The organism is Bradyrhizobium sp. AZCC 2289 (assembly GCF_036924615.1).
Lineage (GTDB): Bacteria > Pseudomonadota > Alphaproteobacteria > Rhizobiales > Xanthobacteraceae > Bradyrhizobium.
Genome location: NZ_JAZHRY010000001.1, coordinates 7761137 through 7782651, shown reverse-complemented (window position 1 = coordinate 7782651; position 21515 = coordinate 7761137). Strand labels below are relative to the sequence as shown.

Here is a 21515-nt window from a genome sequence, read left to right as displayed (position 1 = left end):
TGGCGGAACGATCAGCTTAACCGTCCCTGCAATTCAAAGACCATCCGAAGCCCCGTGACAATTGGCGCTGGTCTTGCAAGACTCTTAAGCTGAGATGCATCGGGTTGAAAGCGTTGGCGTATCCATGGATTTGAATACCATCAATGAAGTCGCGCATCCGACCACACGGGCGCAATTGCCCGTTTGGACGGGAGGCGATGCTTGGCTCGCGGGCGGGACCTGGCTGTTCTCGGAGCCCCAGGTCCATCTGACCCGGCTGATCGACCTCACCGATTTCAAATGGCCGGCGCTGACCATCGGCGAGACCGGGCTCACAGTCGCGGCGACCTGCACCGTGGCGCAGCTCGATGCGCTGGCCTGCCCGCCGGAATGGATCGCCTCGCCCTTGATCAATCAATGCTGCCGGGCGTTTCTGGCCTCATTCAAGATCTGGAAAACGGCAACCGTCGGCGGCAACATCTGCATGTCGTTGCCGGCAGGGCCGATGATCTCGCTGACGTCGGCACTCGATGGCGTCTGCACGATCTGGCAGGCCGACGGCGGCGAGCGGAAGATTCCTGTTGCCGACTTCGTCACCGGCGATCAGCGTAATGTGCTGGCGCCGGGCGATCTGCTGCGGCAAATCGATATTCCGCTGGCGGGGCTGAAACGGCGCTCGGCGTTTCGCCAGATATCGCTGACACCAGTCGGCCGGTCGGCGGCGCTGCTGATCGGTAGCGTCACGAGCGAAGGTGATTTTGTGCTTGTTATCACCGCGGCCACCGCGCGGCCCGTCAAATTGTCCTTTGCCGGGATTCCACACGCTGACGAGCTGCGCGAAACGATCCTGCAGCGAATTCCCGACGGCCTCTACCACACCGACATCCACGGCAAGCCGATGTGGCGCAAGGCCATGACGCTGCGGCTGGCGCAGGAAATCCGCAGCGAATTGCAGGCGCTGCCATGACCTTCGAGATCAATGGTAAGGAATTTTCCGAAAGCCCGCGGGCCGGCCAATGCCTGCGGACATTTCTGCGCCAGCTCGGCCATTTCGGCGTCAAGAAAGGCTGCGACGCCGGCGACTGCGGCGCCTGCACGGTGCTGATCGACGGCGAGCCCGTGCATAGCTGCCTGATCCCGGCGTTCCGCGCCGACGGCCACGCCGTCACCACGATCGAAGGGCTGGCGCCCGACGGCGGTACCCATCCGATGCAGCAGGCCTTCGTCGATGCGCAGGGATTTCAGTGCGGCTTCTGCACCGCCGGCATGATCCTGACCTGCGCCTCGCTGAACCAGGCGCAGCGGCAGGATCTCGGCGCCGCGCTGAAAGGCAATATCTGCCGCTGCACCGGCTATCGTTCGATCGAGGACGCGCTCGATGGCAAGACCAATATCGAGGACGCCACCGCAGGCGGCGCGTTCGGCCGCAGCCTGCCGGCGCCCGCGGGACCGCAGGTGGTGCGCGGCGCTGCGCGCTACACGTTCGATACGGATATCGAAGGCCTGCTGCACATCAAGATGCTGCGCTCGCCGCATCCGCACGCCAAAATCATCTCGATCGACAAGAATGCGGCGCTGAGCGTCCCCGGCGTGCATGCGGTACTGACGCATGAGGATTCGCCGGATCGCCTGTTCTCGACCGCGCGGCACGAGAGGGTCTGGATGGATCCCGACGACACCCGCGTGCTCGACGATGTCGTCCGCTTCATCGGGCAGAAGGTTGCCGCGGTCGTTGCGGAGACCGAGGCCGCCGCCGAGGAAGGCTGCCGCCGCCTCAAGGTCGCCTACGAAATTCTCCCCGCCGTGGTCGATCCCGCAGAGGCGATTGCGCCGGGCGCGCCCGTCATCCATCCCGACAAGACGCCGGAGCATCGCGTCACCAATGCCAAACGCAATATCGTCGCGGAAAGGCACGGCGAATATGGCGACGTCGCCACCGCGCTGGCACAGGCGGCGGCAACCTATGAGGGCACCTTCACCACCCAGCGGGTCCAGCATGCCGCGCTGGAGACCCATGGCGGCGTTGCCTGGGTCGACGCCAAGGGCGTCCTGAACGTTCGCTCCAGCACGCAGGTGCCATTCCTGACGCGGCGCGCGCTGGCGGAGATTTTCGATCTCGCGCCCGACAAGGTGCGGGTGTTTTGCGAACGGGTCGGCGGCGGCTTTGGCGGCAAGCAGGAGATGTTCGTCGAGGATATCCTGGCGCTCGCCGCGATCAAGACCGGACGCCCTGTAAAATTCGAACTCTCCCGCGAAGAGCAGTTCATCGCGACCTCGACGCGGCATCCGATGCGCGTCACCGTGAAGGCCGGCGCCGACAAGAACGGAAAACTGACGGCGCTGCAGCTCGACGTGCTCTCCAACACCGGCGCCTATGGCAATCATGCCGGACCGGTGCTGTTCCACGCCGTGGGCGAATGCATCGGCGTCTATAATTGCCCGAACAAGAAGGTCGATGCCGTCGCCGCCTATACCAACACCGTGCCGTCAGGCGCCTTCCGCGGCTATGGCCTGCCGCAAACGCTGATCGCGGTGGAAGCGGCGATCGACGAACTTGCAAGACAGCTCGGCATCAGCCCGTTCGAAATCCGCCGCCGCAACATCGTCAAACCCGGCGATCCCATGCGCTCGCCGCCGGGCCCCGAACATACCGACGTGTTTTACGGCTCCTACGGGCTGGACCAGTGCCTCGATCTGGTCGAGCGCGCGATGGCCGCCGAGACGGCTGACAACACCCTCTCCGCGGAGTGGCTGATCGGCGACGGCATCGCGCTGACCATGATCGATGCCGTACCGCCCGAAGGACATTTGGCCGACTGCAAGATCGCGCTCCGAGATGATGGCGGATTCGAACTGACGGTCGGCACCGCCGAGTTCGGCAACGGCACTTCGACGGTGCACCGCCAGATCGCCGCCAGCGCGCTGGCGACGACGGTCGATCGCATCCTGCTGAAGCAATCCGACACCGCCCATGGCGGCCACGACACCGGCGCCTATGGCAGCGCCGGCATCTTTGTCGCCGGCCTCGCGACGCAGGCGGCTTCCGAAAATCTCGCGCGCGACCTCAAGGCGCTGGCGTCGCACATCGCGGGAGCCGATCCCGCCGCCTGCAGGCTTGAGAATGAGGCCGCGGTCTGCGGCCGGCAAAGCCTGTCCTTTGCCGAACTGGCGAAATCGGCGCGCGGCAACGGCCGAACGCTGGTCGCAAGCGGCACCTCGGAGGGCACGCCACGCTCGGTCGCCTTCAATGTGCAGGGCTTCCGTGTCGCCGTGAACGAGGCTACCGGCGAGATCAAGATATTGAAGAGCGTGCAGGCCGCCGACGCCGGCCGGATCGCCAATCCCATGCAATGCCGCGGCCAGGTCGAAGGCGGCGTCGCCCAATCGCTCGGCGCGACGCTGTACGAGGAGATGCTGATCGACGAGGGCGGCCGCGTGGTCAATCCCAAATTCCGCGATTATCATCTGCCGTCTTTCGCCGACGTTCCGCGCACCGAAGTATTGTTCGCCAACACCTCGGACACGCTGGGACCGATGGGCGCCAAATCGATGAGCGAAAGCCCGTACAATCCTGTCGCCGCCGCGCTCGGCAACGCCATCGCCGACGCCACCGGCATCCGATTTACGGCAACGCCGTTCAAGCCGGACCGGCTGTGGCCGGCGTTGCATGAGAAGTTTGGTGGCAAGGATTCGTAGGCCTCACCACCGCCGTCATTGCGAGGAGCGAAGCGACGAAGCAATCCACACTTGTTTTGCGGCCCTATGGATTGCTTCGCTCGCAATGACGTCGAGAGAGCGAACCTACCCCCTTCCCACCGTGCACTCGATCTGGCCGTGCGGCTCATCGGTCGGCAGGAACACATCGTTGTGGTTATCGAGCCCGAACGCCGACAGGTTCATCGGGATGAAGTGCATATTCGGGCAGGCCATGCTGATCTCGGAAATCTCCGGCACCGCGGCCAGTGCCGCCTCGCCCATCCGGTACAGGCTGTCCTGCACGCTCATGCTGTAGGTGGTCGAGAAAACTTCCAGCACCGTGTCGAGAATTTTGGCGTTGGTGGCGGGATAATTTTGCGGCGTGCCCGCCCATTTCCAGGACGCCACCATGGAGGTTGCGCACATCCGGTCGCCGGTCGGCGGAATCGTGGTGTAGGAATCCTTCACGTAATTCTCCCAACCCGACTGGGTCGACTTCATGAAGGTAAAGCCGTCGATGCCCGACATCAGCGTGGGCGCGCCGTCGCGGACAAGCGTCGCCTCGACGAACGGCTTGCCGTTGGCATCGAGCACAAAACTGTGCGGATGCGGCTTGCCGCCAAAGCTCAGCCGGCTCCATTTCGTCTCATGCGCGGTGATCGCGACCGATGAAATCTGCGGGTAGGTGTCGAGATATTTCTTCGCCAGCACCTGGCAGAATTCTTCCGTGCAGAGCCCGGTGTTTTCGCGGGCGACGATATTGACCACGTTCTTGATGGTGTCGGTCGAGACCGAGGTGGAATTGTCGCCGTGGGTATAGGCGCGGGCAAAATCGCCTTCGATCATCGCCCTGACGTTGAGCTGGCTGACCTCGTGCTTGTCGCCGTCGCGATGAATCCGCATCACGCGGACGCGGCCCTTCCCGTATCTGTTCTTGATCAGCGGCACGCGAGAGCCTCCAGTTCAGCGGTCAATTTGCGGGATTTCGTCGCCCGCTACGAGCGAATAATGAGCAACGTTCGTGCCATCGGATGAGGCATAGAGACTGTCAGCTCCCCCGATACGTCGCGTAACTCCACGGCGTGACCAAAAGCGGCACGTGGAGATGGCCTTCGGGATCGCTCACCGAAAAGCGCAACGGAATCTGGTCGAGGAACGGCGGGTCCGACATCGGCACCTGCCGCGCGGAAAAATATTTCCCGACGCTGAACGTCAGCTCGTATCGCCCGATCGGCACCGGGCGGCCACCGATCAAAGGCTGATCGGTGCGGCCGTCTGAATTGGTGACGGTCCGCGTGATCACGCGACTCGCGCCGAGGTCGGACAGTTCAACGAGCTCGACGGCGATCCCCGCCGCCGGCTTGCCGGCATGGGTATCCAGCACATGGGTCGACAGCCGCCCGTGCACCGCAAGCCGGTCGTCCGACGCGACCTGCTGATCGAGACGCAGCGCCGCGATCCGGCAGATTTCCGCGATCGAGGCCTGGGTTTCGGTCTTGGCATCGTTCGGCAGCCGGCGCTCGAAATCGCGCAGGATGGAATCCCTGGTGTGGCGGCGAACGCAGACGATGTAGGGAAAGCCGAATTTCGAGCGATAGGCGTTGTTGAGGCGCTCGAACGCGTCATATTCCGCGTCCGACAGCCGGTCGAGGCCGACGCTGTTCTGTTCGTCGCTGGATTCCGCGGTCAGCCCCGCGGCGCGCTGGGTCTTGTTGGCGAGATCAGGATGCCCCTTGATCAGCGCCAACCGCAATTCGGAGGGCGCGCGATCGACCACCGCCTTCATGGCCGCGAATAACGCATTGACGCCCGCGAACGGCCGCGCTGACGCCGCCTGTTCGGCGATCCATGGCGAATACTCGAAGATGTTCGCGAGGCCTGCGACGAAATCGTCCTTGCTGCAGGCGTTCAGATCAGCGAGCGTTTTCTGAATCATTTCGCGCTTTCACTGTCCGATGTCGAAGGCGTTGGCGGCGAGATGCCCGAGATTGGCGTGCCAGTGCTGCGCGATCTGCAGCCGCGTCGGCACCCAGACCCGATCATGCTTCATAATGTAATCGAGAAACCGCATCAGCGACGCCGCGCGGCCGGGACGGCCGACGACGCGGCAATGCAGCCCGATCGACATCATCTTCGGCGAGGTCTCGCCCTCGGCATAGAGGACATCAAAGCTGTCCTTGAGATAGGTGAAGAACTGATCGCCGCCGCCAAAACCCTGCGCGTTGACAAAACGCATGTCGTTGGCATCGAGCGTGTAGGGAATGACCAGATGCGGGCCAGCGGATGGCGCCTTGATCCAGTACGGCAGATCGTCGGAATAGGAGTCGCAGAGATAAAGCAAGCCGCCGGCTTCCATCAAGAATCTCAGCGTATTGATCGACGAGCGCCCGGTGTACCATCCGAGCGGACGTGCGCCTGTCGCCTCGGTATGCACGCGGATCGCCTCGGCGATCTCCCGGCGCTCCTCGACTTCCGACATGTCCTTGTGCTCGATCCATTTCAGGCTGTGGCTGGCGATATCCCACCCGGCCTCCTTCATGGCCGCGACCACTTCGGGATTGCGCTTCAATGCGGTGGCGACACCAAAGACGGTGGTCGGCAGTTTGCGTCCGCCGAATATCCGCCACAGCCGCCAGAAGCCGGCGCGCGAACCATATTCGAACATCGACTCGATGTTGGCGTGGCGCTGGCCCGGCCAGGGCTGCGCACCCAGCACGTCGGACAAGAACGCCTCCGAGGCGCGGTCGCCGTGCAAAATGTTGTTCTCGCCGCCCTCTTCGAAATTCACCACGAACTGCACGGCGACGCGCGCGTTGCCCGGCCATTTCGGATCGGGCGGGTTGCGGCCGTAGCCGCGGAGATCGCGCGGGTAACCGGCCTCAGCCACCTAGACTTCCTCGAAGCGGATTTTCTGCGCGCCCTTCCACAGCACGGTCTTGCCGAATGCGGTCAGATTTTCCAAGCCCGAATTGAGCGTGATGAAATGATTGCCGGCGAGTTGGCCCATCTTGCTGGCGAAGTGCACGCCGCCATAGGCGAGCAGGATCTCGGTCTCGCTGATACCGCCGGGATAGAGGATGATCTGGCCGGGCGCGGGATAGCTGGTGTGGTTTTCATAGGAAACGCCGAAATCAAGATCGCCGAGCGGCATCCAGACCCCCTCGCCGCTCCAGCGGACATGGATCGCCTGGCTCTCGAACGGCATGGCTTTGCGAAACGCCGCGACGGTTTTCGGCGCCAGCTGTTCTTCGAAACGGGCCTGGAAGGTGAACTCGCCGGCGCGGACAATCAACTGGCTCATCGATATCTTCTTCTCATACGGGCTTGGAGGGCTTTCGAACAGGATTCGGCAATATCCATTGCAGCCGGAATTAGCCGAAGCAAGGACCATTCCAGCCCCAAAGGCAGGTTTTCAGCGGCGGCCCGGCGCGATCGCTCTATTGCCGGCGGTCATAGGACCAGCCGAAAATGCCGCTCCGCTGCACCTCGGGTTCCGGGGGCGGCGCCGGTGCTTCGGCCTGTGGCGGCGGCGGTGGCGGCGCTGGCAAATTGTCGCACTTGATCGAGTAGACCAGTTCGCCCTTCGCGGTCCGCCCGATCGGGGCGCAGTTGTCGACGACCCGCGCCGTGCCCTTGGGCGTCGCCGCTTTGGGCGTCAGTTGGGTCTGCGCCCAGGCTGGCGACGCCATCAGGAGAATGAGCAGTAAAATTTTCTTCATCGGTCTCACTCGCAACAGACGCATTCTCTCATCGAACCGGATCGGTCACAGCCAGTCTATTACAGACCGACGACAGCCGCTGCTGAATATTTAGCCGAAAATATTTTTGACCAAGAAATTCGCTCGCCGCTTCGTGATTGGCGGGGTCGTAATAATCCGCGCCGGCCATCGTTATCTCTGGAGCAGCGCTGACACGCGAGGTGCGTTTGCCCGCCAGCGAAAAGCGCAAAAGGGAGAACTAAAATGCGCAAGACCATCCTCACCATTCTCGGCTCGGCCTTGATCGTTGCGACGTCGGTGCAATTCGCCGCGGCCGCGCAGCGCCATCATGGCAAGGCGGACCGCGCGGTTGCAACCCACCAGCAGAACCGCAACGCCGATGCCTACGCGGCCTGGCCGGCTCCGGCCGCACAGTCCGACGCGTACCGCTATTCCGGCGGCTACTCGGCGCCTGCCGGGCACTGAGCGCCGAACCGGCGTTGACAAAAGAAAGCCGGTCGCGCGTCGCGGCCGGCTTTTTGTTTTGCTGCAAGACTGCGGATGCCTGATATTGGTGAGCAGAACGATGGTGATGCCGATGACGACAGAAACTTTACGTGGACGCGTGGCGCTGGTGACCGGAGGCTCGCGCGGCATTGGGGCTGCGATCGTCCGAAGGCTGGCAAATGCCGGAGTTGCCGTGGCGATCAATTATCGCGAGCGCACGGACGAAGCGAACACATTGGTGAAAAGCATTGCTGGAATCGGCGGTCGCGCAATCGCGATCGCCGCGGACGTTTCGCAAGCGGACGCCGTTGCACAGATGGTCCAGCGCGCGAATTCCGAGCTCGGCCCGATCGACATCCTCGTCAACAACGCCGGTATCGCCATCACCCGCGGGGTCGACGATCTCAGGGAAGGCGATTTCGATCGGACGATCGCGGTGAACCTGAAGTCGGTCTTCCTGTGCATGCAGGCGGTGCTGCCAATGATGCGATCCGCAAAATGGGGCCGCATCGTCAACATATCGTCGGGCGCCGCACGGGGCGCGGGTTCCATCGGACCGCACTACAATGCCTCGAAAGCCGCCGTCGAAGGGCTGACGCGCGGTTACCCGCACGCCTCGTGAAGGAAGGCATTACCGTCAATGCGGTGGCGCCCTCTTTGATCGAAACCGACATGATGAAGGGGCAGGAAGGCCTGGTCAGCCGGATTCCAATCGGCCGCTTCGGCACGGCGGACGAGGTCGCCCAGGCCGTCATGATGCTGCTCGACAATCCCTACATGACCGGCCAGACGGTGGCGATGAGCGGCGGCATGGCGTTCAACTAGTGCATGGGCGCCAAGCTCTTGCTTTCGGGGATCATTGCAGGTTTCATTCGGATCATTGGCGCAGCAGTCGCCCTGGATCGGAGGAACAGCCATGCCCGTGAAGATCGCTGGTATGATCGGAACCCAGATGGAGGGGGTCGCGGTTCACCTGATCAAGGGCAAGATTTCGCGCGAGTGGGTGATCGACTTCACCCGCCTGCACGAGCAATGGGACTATGATTCCGTTCTGGTCGGATATTATGCGTCGGCGGCCGAAGGGTTCGGCATCGCGCTGTATGCCGCCGACCATACCGAGCGGATTAAATTTCTGATCGCACACCGGCCGGGCTCCGTCGCCCCCGCACTCGCGGCGCGACAGGTCGCCACCTTCGACCAGCTCACGCAGGGCCGGATGTCACTCCACATCATCGCCGGCACCACCGACCAGGATCAGGCCAGCGAGGGCGACTTCCTGCCCAAAAATGACCGCTACCGGCGTGCCGGCGAATATCTCAATGTCATCCGCCGGATGTGGACCAGCGAGGCCCCGTTCGACCACCACGGCGAGTTTTACCGGGTCGCCGGTGCCTATTCGGACATCAAGCCCTATCAGCAGCCCTATCCCACGGTGTTTTTCGGCGGGTCCTCGGACGGCGCGCTGCAAATGGGCGCCGAATATTGCGACGTGTTCGCGATCTTCGGCGAGCCACTCGCGGAGACGCGGGACCGGATTGACGATTTTCGCCGGCGCACCGCCAAATATGGGCGAAAGGCCAGCTTCAACATGTCGCTGCGCCCCATCATGGCGCCAACCGAAGGCGAGGCGTGGGACAAGGCGCATCGCCTGCTGGCTGATGTCGAACGCAAGACCGGCGCCGCGCCGCAACCCGGCAATCATTCCAGCGAACGCCTGCTCGGCTTCGCCGCGCGCGGCGACGTACATGACGAACGGCTGTGGATGGGAATAGCGCGCGCCACCGGCGCCCCCGGCAATACATCGTGTCTGGTCGGGACGCCGGAACAGGTCGCCGCCGCGGTGCTGCAATATTACCGCCTCGGCATCCATTCGTTCCTGCTGCGCGGCTTTGAAAACCCGCACGACACGATTGCCATCGGACGCGATCTGATCCCGTTGATCAGGGCTGGCGCGGTCGAGATCGACCGCCAAGTCCAGGCCGCCGAGTAACGAGCGGACCCAGGAGAAAATGGCATGAAAGCGGTGGTCGTCGAGAATTACGATTCGATCGACGGCATTTCCATCAAGGAGATCAGCCAGCCGGGCATCGCGGCCGGCGAAGTCCGCGTCAGGATTGAAGCGGCCGCCATCGGCTTTGTCGACGGCCTGAAGGTGCAGGGACTTTATCAGACCAAGGATCCGCTGCCGTTCGTGCCGGGCACCGAATTCGCAGGAATTGTCGATGCCGTCGCCGACGACGTTCCGTCGTTCACGCCGGGCATGCCCGTGATCGGCATGGCCCGTTCCGGCGGGCTCGCCGAATACATCTCGGTGCCTTCGGCGGCGCTAAAAGCCTTGCCCGGGCAGGTTGCCGCGGAAGCCGGCGCGTCGTTTCAGGCCAACTATCTGACGGGGCTCTATGCCCTGAGCGAACGCGCTTACCTGCGCAAGGGCGAAACCCTTTTGGTGTTGGGGGCCGCGGGCGGCGTCGGCATCGCCGCCGTCCAACTCGGAAAACTTCTGGGCGCGCGAGTCATTGCCGCGGCATCGACGCCCGAGAAGCGCGCATTCGCCACGAGCTTCGGCGCCGACGATGTCGTGGACTACACCAAGGCGGATTGGCGCGACACGCTCAAGACGCTGACCGCCGGTCATGGTCCGGACGTCATCTTCGATCCCGTCGGCGGCGAAGTCGCGCTGCAGGCATTCCGCTCAATCGCCTGGCGCGGCCGGCATCTCGTGGTCGGGTTCGCCTCCGGCACCATTCCGGCGCTGGCGTTCAACCTTCCCCTGCTCAAGGGCGGCGCTTTGCTCGGGGTCGATCTGGCCCAAATCCAGAAACGCGAGCCGGAAACCCATGCCCGTCTGATCGCCCGGCTATTCGATTGGCTTGCATCGGGCACGTTGAAGCCGGTCGTTGGCAAGGTCGTGCCGTTCGAGAATTTCCGCGAGGCCTTCAAGACCATGCAATCGCGATCGGCGCTCGGGAAGATGATCGTCAAGCTCACCTGATGCGACGCTAGATCCGATAAAGCCGCGCCGCGGTGTCGTGCAGGATCGCGGCCTGCCCGGCTTCGTCGAGATGCGCGATGGCGTTTCGAAAAGTCCGATAGAGCTTGGCGTAATCCGTCCACAGTTTTTCGATCGGAAAATTGCTGCCGTAGAAACAGCGGTCCGCGCCGAACATTGCAACCGTCTCCCGTACGATGGGACCGACCAAATCGTCGCGGCATGCATGAACGAAGGTGCCGAGCCCGGAAAGCTTGACGTTGACGTTGGAGCATGCGGCCAGCGCCGTCATGCCCTCGCGCCAGAGCCGCCAGCCATCGGGCGACATGTCCTCCAGCATGCCGGCATGCTCGAGCACGAAGGTCGTTGACGGAAACGACCGCGCAAGCTTCGCTCCATCCGGCATCTGACTTGCAAAGATCTGCAGCTCGAACAGCAAGCCGTGATCGGCAAGCCGCGCCAATCCGCGGCGCCAATCGGCGTCGTTCATGACATCGGGCCGCGGCGCAAAGCGATATTGCGGATTTTCGTGCCAGTGCAATTGCTGCCGGATGCCGCGCGTCGTTGGCAGTTCGGCCAGACGCTTCAGCAATGAACCGGCATCGGGATCGGCAAGGTCCGCGTGCGCGACGCTGGCGTGCGGCCAACCGGTTTCGTCGGCCACCGACTGCACCCATTGAGCCTCGTCAAGACTCCGCCCCGCGGGCCAATTTGTCTGGATGTAGATCGATTTGACGATATCGCAGCCGGCGATGTCGCTGCGATATTCCGCGATCGGATAGTCGCGGCAGATCGGCTGATACGGTCCGAAGATTCGCGGCATCTGCGGCCCCGACAGCCACGGGAGATCGTTCAGCCGCCAGATATGATGGTGGGCGTCGACAGCAGGGACAGATTTCATTGCAGCATTCGCTCAAGGCTCGATTTGCTTGGCCGGCGCGCCGGGCGCTTCGCCAAAAATCTCCGCGGCAATGCGGTTGGTCTCGATCGCGGCCGGCACGCCGCAATACATCGCAACCAGCAGCAGGACATCCTGCACCTGCTCTCTGGTGCATCCGTTCGCGAGCGCGCCCTTGGCATGGACCTTGAATTCGGCGGGCTTGTTGCTGGCGGCGGTGATGCCGAGCATGACGAGGCTGCGAATGTCATCGGGGAGACCCGACCGTTCCCAGACGTCCCCGTAGACATAGGCGTTGATGATGTTCTGCAGCGGTGCGCCAAATTCGCCGGCCGCCGCCATTCGCTTCTCGACATCCGCCTCGCCGAACATCGCTTTGCGCCGGCGCAGACCGCGCGCGTATAGTTCGCTGGTGTCCAATTTTCCGCTCCCGGTCCTGTTGTGGTTGAGCGATTTATACGGTCATTTGGCCATTAGTTCAATCAAGCCGGCCCCGTTACAGATTACCATCCTGTTGCCTAAGCCGACTTTGTCCGTATAATTCCCTAGGGCGTCCGTAGAGAGGCCTTGGAAATGTCAGGGAGCGAACGGATGGGACTGCGACCGGGTGTTCTCGCCGCTGTTGTTCTGCTTGGGATGGTGGGGGCGCAGGGCCATGCCGCCGCCGACGACTATCCGACGCGGCAGATCAAGATCATCGTGCCGTTTCCTGCCGGCGCCGGCCCCGACCAGGTCGCACGGATGCTCGGCCAGCACCTGCAGGACACGTTGGGGCAGACCGTCGTGATCGAGAACCGCAGCGGCGCGCTCGGCAGCATCGGCGCCCAGGAGGTCGCGCGCAGCGCGCCGGATGGTTACACCCTGCTGATGGGAACGAATACGACCCAGGCCAGCAATGTCTCAATGCTCAAAAACCTTCCCTACGATCCCGCCAAGGATTTTGCGCCGATCCTGCGGACCGTAACCACCGCGATGGTGCTGCTGGTCAAGCCTGACTTTCCGGCCAAGGATCTTTCGCAATTCATGGAATATGCGAAAACCCATCAAAACATGACCGCCGGCTACGGCTCCGGTGCCTCGCAGATATCGAACGCGCAATTGCAAAGCCGGGGCGGCATGTCGATCATCTCGGCATCCTATCGCGGCGTGCCGCTGGCCGTGACCGACGTGATCGCCGGCGTGATCGATCTCGCCTTTGCGGATTTTTCGGTGGCGATCCCGCAAATGCAGGGCGGCACGCTGCGCGGCATCGGCGTGACATCGCCGAAGCGAAATGAATTGACACCGGGCCTGCCCGCGCTCGCCGAGGCCATGCCGGGCTTCGAGGCCACGATCTGGTACGGCCTGCTGGCGCCCGCCAATACGCCCGAGCCGATCATCAAGAGGCTCTACACCGAAAGCGAAAAAATCCTGTCGACGCCGGCGGTCCGCGAAAAGCTTGCCAACCTCGGCATGGTCGTTTCCACGATGCCTCCGGCCGAATTCGGCAGCTTTATCCGCAGCGAGATCACGCGATGGACGGCGGAAGCCAAGGCCGCCGGCATCGAGGCGAAATAGCGTGCTGAACGGACGGAAGAGGCACGTTGCCCATGCAAGCTGACGCGCCGATCGGAATCCTCGGACTTGGTCTGATCGGAACCGCCTTTTCCGAGCGCATGATCGGCGCGGGCATTGCCGTGATCGGCTTCGACGTCGATCCTGCGAGGTGCGAGAAACTCAGAGGAAATCGGGGAACGGTGGCGGCTTCCGCGCGCGATCTCGCCGGCCATTGCCGCGCCATCGTCATCGCCGTCTACAGCGGCGCAGAGGCCGAGGCGGCGTTCGCCGATCTCGAAAGCAGCCCTGCCCGCCCGGCGATCATCTGCACGACGACCTGCGCGCCCGGCGAAATCATCCGCCTTGCGAAGCGCGCGGCGAGTGCCGGCATTGCCTTTGTCGAAGCGCCGATTTCGGGCACCAGCGCCGAGGTCAGGGACGGCACCGCGACCGTGCTGGTCGCCGGTGACGCCGCCGCCATCGACGCCGTCGACGGACTCCTGGACATTCTCTGTCCGCAGCGTAGGTGCATCGGAAAAGTCGGCGACGCCAGCCGCGCCAAGCTCGCGATCAACCTGATCCTGCAAAACAACCGCGCGGCGCTGGCCGAAGGAATTGCTCTGGCAGAGCGTATGGGGCTCGATGGACAGACCTTCCTGGCGACGGCGCGCCGATCCGCCGCTTACTCCCGCGTCATGGATACCAAGGGCGAAAAGATGTTGAACCGGGATTTTCGGCCGCAATCGCGCCTCGCGCAAACCCTCAGGGATGCCGAACTCATCCTGGCAGAAGCCGCGCGACACGGTCTTCGACTGCCTGTTACCGAGGCGCAGGCCGATTTGCTGCGCATCGCAATTACGATCGCGGGGCCGGACAGCGACAGCGCAGCTATTATCGAGGCGATCCGGCAACAGCCGGATTCAGTAGAGGATTCCCGATGATCCACGGCGCAATCGTCGGCCTCGGCCGCTGGGGTCGCAATCTCGTCGAGGCTTCGCGCGGCCATGAGCGCCTGAAAATCGTCCGCGGCGTCGAGCCCTACATGACGGCGGCACGGAGCTTTTGCACCGAGCACGATCTGGATCTCACCGACGATCTGAACGCCGTCCTCGCGGACGCCGCCATCGACGCCGTTCTATTGGCGACGCCGCACTCGCTGCATCCGGCGCAGGTGATCGCGTGCGCCGCCGCACGCAAGCAGGTGTTTTGCGAGAAGCCGCTGGCGCTGCACCGCGCTGACGCGGCACGCATGTTCGGCGCCTGCCGTGAGGCGGGGGTGACGCTCGCCGTCGGACACAACCGGCGTTTCTGGCCGTCGATGCGCGCGCTGCGCGACATGGTGGCGGGCGGCGAACTGGGCACGATCCTTCATATCGAGGGCCACAACAGCAACGAGAATTCGCAAAACATCACGGCGGGCTGGCGATTATCCGAAGAGGAATCGCCCGGCGGCGGCTTGACCGGCGCCGGGCTGCATGTGCTGGACGCCTTCGTCAGCCTGCTGGGTCCGGTACGTCGCATTAATGCCCAGCTCAATTCGCGGGAACGAGGTCCGCCGCCGCTGGATACAGCGGTTCTGATGATGGATTTCGTCAGCGGCGTCACCGGCACGCTCTCGACCATCCGGGCCACACCGTTCTATTGGCGGGTTCATGTGTTCGGAACCAGGGGTTCTGCCGAGGTGCTGGATGAGACCACGCTGGTCCGACGAAATTCCGGCAGCAAGCCCAGGCAGGAAAGCTACCCGGCCACTGACGTTCTGCGCGCCGAACTCGACGCATTCGTCGACGCGATCGAAGGCAGGCGGCCGTATCCGGTCGCGGAAGCCGAGGTGCTGGCAACGCTGTCGGCATTCGAGGCAGCCCTCGCGTCGATGAAATCCCAAAGCCCGGTTCAGTGCGATGCCGCCTAAACAGGAAACACCCAAGACGTCGCGCTATCGCGATATCGCCGCCGAATTGCAGAAAGCGATCCGGCTCGGCGCCTATCCGGTCGGAGATCTGTTGCCGACGGAGACCGAGTTGATGGCGCGCTATGCGGCAAGCCGCCAGACCGTGCGCGAGGCGCTACGCATCATCACCGAGCAAGGCCTGATCGTTCGCCGCGCCGGGCTCGGCTCCGTCGTGATCGCGGCCGAGCCGCCGGTTCTGTTCACCCACAGCGTCAAATCGCTGACGGAATGGCTGCGATATTCCAACGAAACCTATCGCCAGGTCGTGCGCAGCGGCGAGATCACGGCCGACCGCAAGCTCGCCGCACTTTTGAAATGCGAGCCAGGCAAGCACTGGTTCCTGATCGAGGCCGTCCGTCGCGCCGACGCGTTTACCGCGCCGCTCGGCTGGACCGAAATCTATGTGTTGCGGAAATTTGCCGGCGTCGTCGACCGGCGCGATCACGGCCGCACGCCCGTGCATGAGCAGATTGCGAAGATGTATGGCGAGACCATCGAATATGCCCAGCTCGAGGTATTTGCGCGGGGGATGCCGGCAAAACTCGCAAAGCCGCTTGGAGTAAAGCCGGGATCGCCTGCGCTCACCATGGTGCGCCGCTATTACGGCCAGCGTGAAGAACTGTTCGAGGTGACGGTCACGACTCATCCGGAAGGCCGCTACACCTACACGATGGACATGCAGCGTTCGCTGCGGCCACGCGTCTAGAGGAGCTGTTAACTCAATATTCGAGATGCGGGCGAAGCGACTTCAATTTGCCGGCGATCTCGCGGGCATCGGCATCGTCGGAGTTCGCTAGATGCCGGGTGATCGAAGCATAATCCTCGTCGGATTTGTGCTGGTTCAGCTTCCGCTGTCCCTCCACCCGCATCACGTCCATCTCGAGCACGACGATGGATTGCAGCATGGTCTCGCGCTTGTTTTCCTCCATGGTCGACAGCGACCACGGTTGCTTCGGCATCAACCGTTCCTCGAATGTCGAAAACAGGACGTCGCCGTGACCGCGGTTGCCTTCGGTCGGAAGCCGCCGTACCGGGCCGGAAAGATGCACCGCCTCATACAGCCAGGTCGAGACGTGATCCGGCGTCGCGTACCAGTCGTTTGAAACATAGGCGTCCGGGCCCCATACGATCAGCAGGAACGGATTCCGGCCATCCGCAAGCTCGGCAAGTTTGTTCCGTGCGGTCAAATGGAATTGTACGGTCACTGAATCGGATGTCCGATGGATGCTGAAGGGCACGTGCGAACTGATCGGACCGGTGTCTGCGCACGCGATGACAGCGCCAAATCCGCGGGCCGCGGCAAAATCCAGCGCGCCGTCGCGATCCCAGGCAAACATGGGACGAAGGATGTGCACCGCTGTCTCCTCGTGATTCAGCCTTTTTGGCCGCGCGAGGAGAGCTTGGCGAGATTTCGGGCAGCCACCGTCGCGCTGGCAAATGTTCGCGGTGAATTGGCCGGGGGTCAAGGGCCGCACGTCGTTGGCGAAATGGTCGCCGGACGCCGGCCTTGCTCAGCGCAAAAATGCGTTTCCTCCACGATTTTCGCTTGATCCAAATCAAAAGCCGGGGAGTTTCGGCGGATAATGTGCCTGAGGGCTGCGCCGCCCCGCCAATCCCGACTTCGGATGGTCGTCGAAAATGAACCTTGTCAGCGTAAGCCTTGGTTGACCTTGCATCGAATGGTAGCCGCAATCCCCAGATCAAGCTAAACGGGCATACCTCCGGAGACGAGGATTCGAGATGCCTTCCCTCCCCCACTTACTTGCGGTGACCATGTTGCTTGCGGTTGCGTCGCCCGCATCCGCCGAATCGTCATTCGACCCTCCAGCGATTTGCCGAACGGCGATGGCAGCGATCACGGACCGCGATCCAAAACTCATGCAAACGAGGACCGCCCCTGACGGCGTCGTGATGCTGACCTATACGCGCCCGTTCGACAATTTCGTCTGGGCCTATCGATGCCGGCTGGAGGGCAATCGCGTCGTATGGGCGAACGAGCCCGGACGTTGGCGCGACAAGGCCAAGGACGACAAGATCTTCTTTGAAGTTGTCGGCGCCGGCACCCAGCTTCGCATCATCGACAACCATGCCAACGGAACGACGACGCTGGAACTGTTCGATCGTGCCAAGATTGAATGAGCTTCGCCCGGGAATGACCTCCTGCGCAGCTCGCATCAACTAGACCGGCTTCTCGTCATCCGTCACCGGCGAGGTGATCACCAGAAACACCAGATCAACCAGACCCGAATTGGAGATGGCGTGTTCGACGCCGGGCGGCAGGAAGATGAAGTCGTGCCTGCGCACGACGTGATTCTTTCCGGTGATTTCCATCAGGCCCTCGCCTTCAAGGACATGATAGATCTGTTCCTGAACCTGATGCTTGTGACGCGCGACATGCGCCATCGGCTGGTACATTGAAATGCGATAATCGATGTGACGCGAGCCCGCCGTCTCCGGCATCACCAGCGGCTTCGACAGCGCCCCGCCGAAGTGGTTGGGAAATTCGCGCCAGGGCACTTCGGCGATGTTGCGAATGAAGGCGCCGTGATGGTCCAAAGCCATGGTTCGCTCCTCGCTCTTCTTCTACGCGACCGTCAGGCGACCAGGGCTCCGCCGTCGATATAGACGATCGATCCCGTGGCAAAGCCGTTCGCCATGAAGGAAAGGATCTGCCGCGCGATATCCTCGCCGACACCGACACGGCCGACCGGCAAAGCGGCCGCGGTCTTGGCCAGCATGTCGCGCCGCGCCTGTTCGGGCATGGCGGCGCGGATCGGCGTGTCGATGATCCCCGGTGAAACGGTATTGACGCGCACCGGCGCCAGTTCCAGCGCCAGCGCGCGCCCAAGCGACTCCAGCGCGCCGTTGGCTGCGCTGACGATCGCCGAATTCGGCCGCGGCCGAATGCTCAAATAACCGGAGACCAGAGTGAGCGAGCCGCCCGGACGGATTTCCGCCGACTGCGCCACCCGCCACGCGCCCCAGAATTTTCCTTCCATCGTGGCGCGCACGTCTTCCATCGCCACCATCTTGAACGGCCCGGTTCGAAGCTGCGCCGCGGTGACCACGACATGGTCGACCGGGCCGCAGGCGCGGAACAGTTTTGCCATGCGTTCGTCGCTGGTGACGTCCGCCGGGATCGCGATCGCGGTCAACTTGTCCGCGGCCGCATCGAGGCGCTCGACGTTCCGGGAGGCAATGATGACATCGGCGCCCTCGCGCTTGGCCATTTCGGCGGTCGACAGGCCGATGCCGGAGGAACCACCGACGACAACGACTTTCTTTCCTGCAAGCAACATACTTTTTCCTCTGGTGCGATCAGGCGGGCTGGTAGCGGGTGCCGATGCCGGCCTTGCTTTGCCCAAGCCCGGGAAGCTCCCAGATGCCGGCGCCGACCGGATTGATATCGGCGGCGATATCGACGTCGATCAGATAGGGCTTGTTGGCGGCGATGCCCTTGCGGATGGCCTCGCCAAGATCGCCGGCGCGGTCGACGCGTACGCCTTCGACGCCGCAGGAACGCGCCATGGCCGCGAAGTCCGGATTGTAGCGCTGGCCTGTCGCGGGATCGTGGAAGTCGGTGGCCAGTTCGCGGCCGCCGAGATAGCCGCGCTGCAGCCCGCGGATCGAGGCGTAGGCATAATTGTTCCAGACCACCCAGACCACCGGCAGATTATATTCGACCGCGGTGCCCAGCACGTTGGCGTGCATGAAGAACGCGCCGTCGCCGCACACGGATACGCAGGGCCGGTCGGGAGCAGCGAACTTCGCCCCCATCACCCCGGCGACGCCAAACCCCATCGGACCAAAGCCCATCGAGCCGATCAGCGAATCCGGCCGTTTCGGCTTGCAGAAGCTGAGCAGCCAATTGTGATGCACGCCGATATCGCTGACCAGGATCGCGTTCTCCGGCAGCGCCTTGTCGATCTCGAGGGCGGCGCGCTGCGGATTGATCGGCGTGGTGTCGTCGGAAAAGCCGGGGGCTACGAACTTGTCCCATTCCTGGCGATAGGTATCGATCTGGGCCAGCCATTTCTTGCGAGCGTCGGCCTTCCTGGTCAGGTCGGCGCGGCGATCGAGTTCGGCATGGATCTGCCGCAGGAAGGTTCGCACATCCGCCATCAGGCCGAGCGCAACCGGATAGTTGCGGCCGATTTCTTCGGGGTCGATGTCGACATGAATGAGTTTGGTCGGCGGGATCGTGAAGGAATAGCCTGGGATCCACGAACTCGAGGTGCGGTCGTCGAACCGCATGCCCATCGCCAGCAGCACGTCGGCCTGCCGCGTGGCGTGGTTGGCCTGATAGTGGCCGGCGCGCGCGACGAGACCGAGCGCCAGCGGATGATTGCAGTCGATGGCGCCAAGGCCGCTGGCGGACGCCGCCACCGGAATCTGCAAACGCTCGGCGAGTTTCAGCAATTCCTCGGCGGCACCGCCATAGCGCACGCCCTGGCCTACGATCATCACCGGCCGGTCGGCGGCAAGCAGCATGTCGACGGCCTTGACCACGCCGTCCGGATCGGCGCCGCAGCGGCTCGAAATGTTGCCGTTCCAGGCTACCGCATTCGGCGCCTCCTCGGCGGCCGACTCCATGAACACGTCAAAGGGTACATCCAGCACCACCGGTCCTGGACGGCCCGACGTCATGGTCTTCCAGGCCTGCCGGACCGCGAGCGGCACCATCTCGCCCCGCGTCGGCTGGAACACCTTCTTGCAGTAGGAGCGCACCGTCGACGGAAAGTCGGCCTGATAGTGCCGGTACAATTCCTGGAACGCGCCGCGGTTGAACTGGCTGGTCGGCACGTTGCCGGTTACCGCCATGAACGGCATCGAATCGAGAAACGCATTGCCGAGCGAGATCGGCAAATTCGCCGAACCCGGCCCGCAGGACGTGAAGGTCGCGGTCGGCCGGCCCGACACCCGGTAATAGACGTCCGCCATGAAACCCGCGACGCTCTCGTGATGTACCGAGATGGTCTTGATATCGTCGGAACGCTCATACAGCGCGTCGATGAACTGGATATTGCCGTGACCGCACAGGCCGAACACCTGCGGCACCTTCTCCTGGATCAGGTAATCGACGATCACCTGGGCCCCGTTGAGCATATTACGCGACATCGATCACTCTCTCCCTGCGGCTCAACGATCTCACTTCCGCGTCTTGGTCCGCGCGGTCGGCAACGCCGGAACCCTATTTCTCATAATACTGTACGTCAATTGCTATTGTGGTATAGTCAGAGACGGCCCGCAATGAGGCAAGATGCTGTTCATTGTCGAGGACGGCCTGATAAAGTTCGGCCCTGTCCACGTGGAGACCTGATTCCGTGAAATCGCGCACCAAGCCGAAGCCGAGCGACAAGCCGGCCAGTCCACGCAAGACGGTGATCGCCCAGCTGGTGCCATCGAGCGAGCCCAATATCGACGACGACGCCGAAGATCGCCAGCGCAGTGGGGTGCAGTCGCTCGGGCGCGCGTTCGCGATCCTCGAGGAAGTCGCGCGTCACCGCGAAGGCATTGGGCTTGCGGAACTCAGCAAACGGGTGGGGCTGCACAACTCCACCACCTTCCACCTCGCCAAGACCATGGTCTCGCTCGGCTACATGCGGCAGGAACGCGATTCCAAGCGCTACCGCGTCGGCCGGCCGCTGTTTGCATTGGCCGCCAGCGCACTCGACGAAATCGAAATGGTCAATCTGGCGACGCCGGTGCTGGAGGATCTGTCGCGGGAAACCGGCGAAAGCGGCCATTTTGCCGTGCGAATGGGCGATGCGGTGGTCGTCATCGCCCGCACCAGCGGGACCGGGGCGTTCCAGCTGACCGACCGGGTCGGCGTGGTGCGGCCGGCGCATTGCACGGCGCTCGGCAAGATCATCCTGGCCTCGCTTCGCCCGGACCAGCTGAAGCGCTTCCTCGAACGGGTCGAACTGAAACCCTCGACCAAGAAGTCGGTCACCGATCAATCGGTGCTGCTGCGCGAAATCACCGAGATCCGGCGTACCGCGATCGCGTTCGACGACGGCGAGTTCAATCCGGAAGTGCGGTGCGTCGCCGTGCCCGTTTACAATTTCACTGGCGAAGTGATCGGGGCGCTCGGCATCTCCGGCCCGATCTGGCGCATGTCGGACCAGGTACTGCAAAGCCGCGCCAAACTGGTGCAAACCGCCGCCAACCGGCTGTCCGCCGAGTTCGGCGCCAGAGGCGCGGCGAAGTCCTCCTGAAGCCTGCCCAGGCGTCTGACGGCGAATCTGTGACGCAATTGGC

At 63.2% G+C, this 21515-nt stretch carries 25 protein-coding genes; 13 read left to right on the top strand and 12 right to left on the bottom strand.

The window, feature by feature from the left end; translation table 11 throughout:
- Positions 1–124 precede the first annotated feature (124 nt).
- Both V1289_RS36790 and V1289_RS36785 read left to right on the top strand, forming a co-directional pair.
- Positions 125–946 (top strand): FAD binding domain-containing protein, encoded by an 822-nt coding sequence (locus V1289_RS36790; RefSeq protein ID WP_334403585.1) that lies wholly within the window; start codon positions 125–127, stop codon positions 944–946.
- Positions 943–3675: a molybdopterin-dependent oxidoreductase gene (locus V1289_RS36785; RefSeq protein WP_334403583.1), complete on the top strand. Its 2733-nt coding sequence runs from the start codon at positions 943–945 to the stop codon at positions 3673–3675. The genes V1289_RS36790 and V1289_RS36785 overlap by 4 nt, the downstream gene beginning before the upstream one ends.
- 105 nt (positions 3676–3780) lie before the next feature.
- On the opposite strand, the gene pucL is transcribed toward V1289_RS36785, so the two are convergent.
- The 6 genes from pucL to V1289_RS36755 all read right to left on the bottom strand — a co-directional run bounded on the left by pucL (position 3781) and on the right by V1289_RS36755 (position 7563).
- The gene (gene pucL, locus V1289_RS36780; RefSeq protein WP_334403581.1) at positions 3781–4623 is read right to left on the bottom strand and encodes a factor-independent urate hydroxylase; all 843 of its coding nucleotides are present in this window, start codon (positions 4621–4623) and stop codon (positions 3781–3783) included.
- 100 nt (positions 4624–4723) lie between these two features.
- Positions 4724–5611, bottom strand: coding sequence for a 2-oxo-4-hydroxy-4-carboxy-5-ureidoimidazoline decarboxylase (gene uraD, locus V1289_RS36775; RefSeq protein ID WP_334403579.1), 888 nt, complete (start codon positions 5609–5611; stop codon positions 4724–4726).
- A 9-nt stretch (positions 5612–5620) separates the two neighbouring features.
- Positions 5621–6562 carry an allantoinase PuuE gene (gene puuE, locus V1289_RS36770; RefSeq protein ID WP_334403577.1) on the bottom strand — a complete coding sequence of 314 codons (942 nt, stop codon included), beginning with the start codon at positions 6560–6562 and terminating at the stop codon, positions 5621–5623.
- Positions 6563–6976, bottom strand: coding sequence for a DUF3830 family protein (locus V1289_RS36765; RefSeq protein ID WP_334403575.1), 414 nt, complete (start codon positions 6974–6976; stop codon positions 6563–6565).
- 136 nt (positions 6977–7112) lie between these two features.
- Positions 7113–7394 (bottom strand): hypothetical protein, encoded by a 282-nt coding sequence (locus V1289_RS36760; protein ID WP_334403573.1) that lies wholly within the window; start codon positions 7392–7394, stop codon positions 7113–7115.
- Between the two features lie 28 nt (positions 7395–7422).
- A complete protein-coding gene (locus V1289_RS36755) occupies positions 7423–7563 on the bottom strand; it encodes a hypothetical protein (protein WP_334403571.1) in 141 nt (46 codons plus the stop codon).
- Positions 7564–7637: 74 nt separating this feature from the next.
- On the opposite strand from V1289_RS36755, the gene V1289_RS36750 reads away from it, so the two are divergent.
- The 5 genes from V1289_RS36750 to V1289_RS36730 all read left to right on the top strand — a co-directional run bounded on the left by V1289_RS36750 (position 7638) and on the right by V1289_RS36730 (position 10872).
- A complete protein-coding gene (locus V1289_RS36750; protein WP_334403569.1) occupies positions 7638–7859 on the top strand; it encodes a hypothetical protein in 222 nt (73 codons plus the stop codon).
- Between the two features lie 112 nt (positions 7860–7971).
- The gene (locus V1289_RS36745) at positions 7972–8502 is read left to right on the top strand and encodes an SDR family NAD(P)-dependent oxidoreductase (RefSeq protein ID WP_334403567.1); all 531 of its coding nucleotides are present in this window, start codon (positions 7972–7974) and stop codon (positions 8500–8502) included.
- Complete coding sequence (locus V1289_RS36740) at positions 8499–8705, top strand: SDR family oxidoreductase (RefSeq protein WP_334403565.1); 207 nt, start codon at positions 8499–8501, stop codon at positions 8703–8705. Before V1289_RS36745 ends, V1289_RS36740 begins: the two co-directional genes overlap by 4 nt.
- 91 nt (positions 8706–8796) lie before the next feature.
- Positions 8797–9870: an LLM class flavin-dependent oxidoreductase gene (locus tag V1289_RS36735; protein WP_334403563.1), complete on the top strand. Its 1074-nt coding sequence runs from the start codon at positions 8797–8799 to the stop codon at positions 9868–9870.
- 24 nt (positions 9871–9894) lie between these two features.
- On the top strand, positions 9895–10872 hold the full coding sequence (locus V1289_RS36730) for an NADPH:quinone oxidoreductase family protein (RefSeq protein ID WP_334403561.1): 978 nt from the start codon (positions 9895–9897) through the stop codon (positions 10870–10872).
- A 7-nt stretch (positions 10873–10879) separates the two neighbouring features.
- Here V1289_RS36730 and V1289_RS36725 read toward each other — a convergent pair whose 3' ends face one another.
- Both V1289_RS36725 and V1289_RS36720 read right to left on the bottom strand, forming a co-directional pair.
- On the bottom strand, positions 10880–11770 hold the full coding sequence (locus tag V1289_RS36725; RefSeq protein WP_334403559.1) for an amidohydrolase family protein: 891 nt from the start codon (positions 11768–11770) through the stop codon (positions 10880–10882).
- Between the two features lie 12 nt (positions 11771–11782).
- Positions 11783–12187: a carboxymuconolactone decarboxylase family protein gene (locus V1289_RS36720; protein ID WP_334403557.1), complete on the bottom strand. Its 405-nt coding sequence runs from the start codon at positions 12185–12187 to the stop codon at positions 11783–11785.
- 171 nt (positions 12188–12358) lie between these two features.
- Between V1289_RS36720 and V1289_RS36715 the strand changes: the two genes are divergently transcribed.
- Genes V1289_RS36715 through V1289_RS36700 form a run of 4 tightly spaced genes read left to right on the top strand, consistent with a single transcriptional unit; the run spans position 12359 to position 15960 of the window.
- On the top strand, positions 12359–13324 hold the full coding sequence (locus V1289_RS36715; RefSeq protein WP_334403555.1) for a Bug family tripartite tricarboxylate transporter substrate binding protein: 966 nt from the start codon (positions 12359–12361) through the stop codon (positions 13322–13324).
- A 32-nt stretch (positions 13325–13356) separates the two neighbouring features.
- Positions 13357–14244, top strand: coding sequence for an NAD(P)-dependent oxidoreductase (locus V1289_RS36710; protein ID WP_334407818.1), 888 nt, complete (start codon positions 13357–13359; stop codon positions 14242–14244).
- Positions 14241–15215: a Gfo/Idh/MocA family protein gene (locus tag V1289_RS36705; protein ID WP_334403553.1), complete on the top strand. Its 975-nt coding sequence runs from the start codon at positions 14241–14243 to the stop codon at positions 15213–15215. The genes V1289_RS36710 and V1289_RS36705 overlap by 4 nt, the downstream gene beginning before the upstream one ends.
- Complete coding sequence (locus tag V1289_RS36700; protein WP_334403551.1) at positions 15205–15960, top strand: GntR family transcriptional regulator; 756 nt, start codon at positions 15205–15207, stop codon at positions 15958–15960. Before V1289_RS36705 ends, V1289_RS36700 begins: the two co-directional genes overlap by 11 nt.
- A 13-nt stretch (positions 15961–15973) precedes the next feature.
- Here the strand turns inward: V1289_RS36700 and V1289_RS36695 are convergent, their stop codons facing one another.
- The gene (locus tag V1289_RS36695) at positions 15974–16609 is read right to left on the bottom strand and encodes an FMN-binding negative transcriptional regulator (RefSeq protein ID WP_334403550.1); all 636 of its coding nucleotides are present in this window, start codon (positions 16607–16609) and stop codon (positions 15974–15976) included.
- A 490-nt stretch (positions 16610–17099) separates the two neighbouring features.
- Between V1289_RS36695 and V1289_RS36690 the strand changes: the two genes are divergently transcribed.
- Positions 17100–17393 (top strand): hypothetical protein, encoded by a 294-nt coding sequence (locus V1289_RS36690; RefSeq protein WP_334403549.1) that lies wholly within the window; start codon positions 17100–17102, stop codon positions 17391–17393.
- Positions 17394–17432: 39 nt separating this feature from the next.
- Here the strand turns inward: V1289_RS36690 and V1289_RS36685 are convergent, their stop codons facing one another.
- From V1289_RS36685 to V1289_RS36675, 3 genes are read right to left on the bottom strand one after another with little or no spacing between them, the layout of a single operon-like run.
- On the bottom strand, positions 17433–17816 hold the full coding sequence (locus V1289_RS36685) for a cupin domain-containing protein (protein ID WP_334403547.1): 384 nt from the start codon (positions 17814–17816) through the stop codon (positions 17433–17435).
- 32 nt (positions 17817–17848) lie between these two features.
- Entirely contained in the window at positions 17849–18553 is a 705-nt protein-coding gene (locus V1289_RS36680; protein WP_334403545.1) for an SDR family oxidoreductase, read from the bottom strand.
- A 19-nt stretch (positions 18554–18572) separates the two neighbouring features.
- Entirely contained in the window at positions 18573–20372 is a 1800-nt protein-coding gene (locus tag V1289_RS36675) for a thiamine pyrophosphate-binding protein (RefSeq protein WP_334403544.1), read from the bottom strand.
- Positions 20373–20578: 206 nt separating this feature from the next.
- On the opposite strand from V1289_RS36675, the gene V1289_RS36670 reads away from it, so the two are divergent.
- Positions 20579–21472: an IclR family transcriptional regulator gene (locus tag V1289_RS36670; protein WP_334403542.1), complete on the top strand. Its 894-nt coding sequence runs from the start codon at positions 20579–20581 to the stop codon at positions 21470–21472.
- Positions 21473–21515 lie beyond the last annotated feature (43 nt).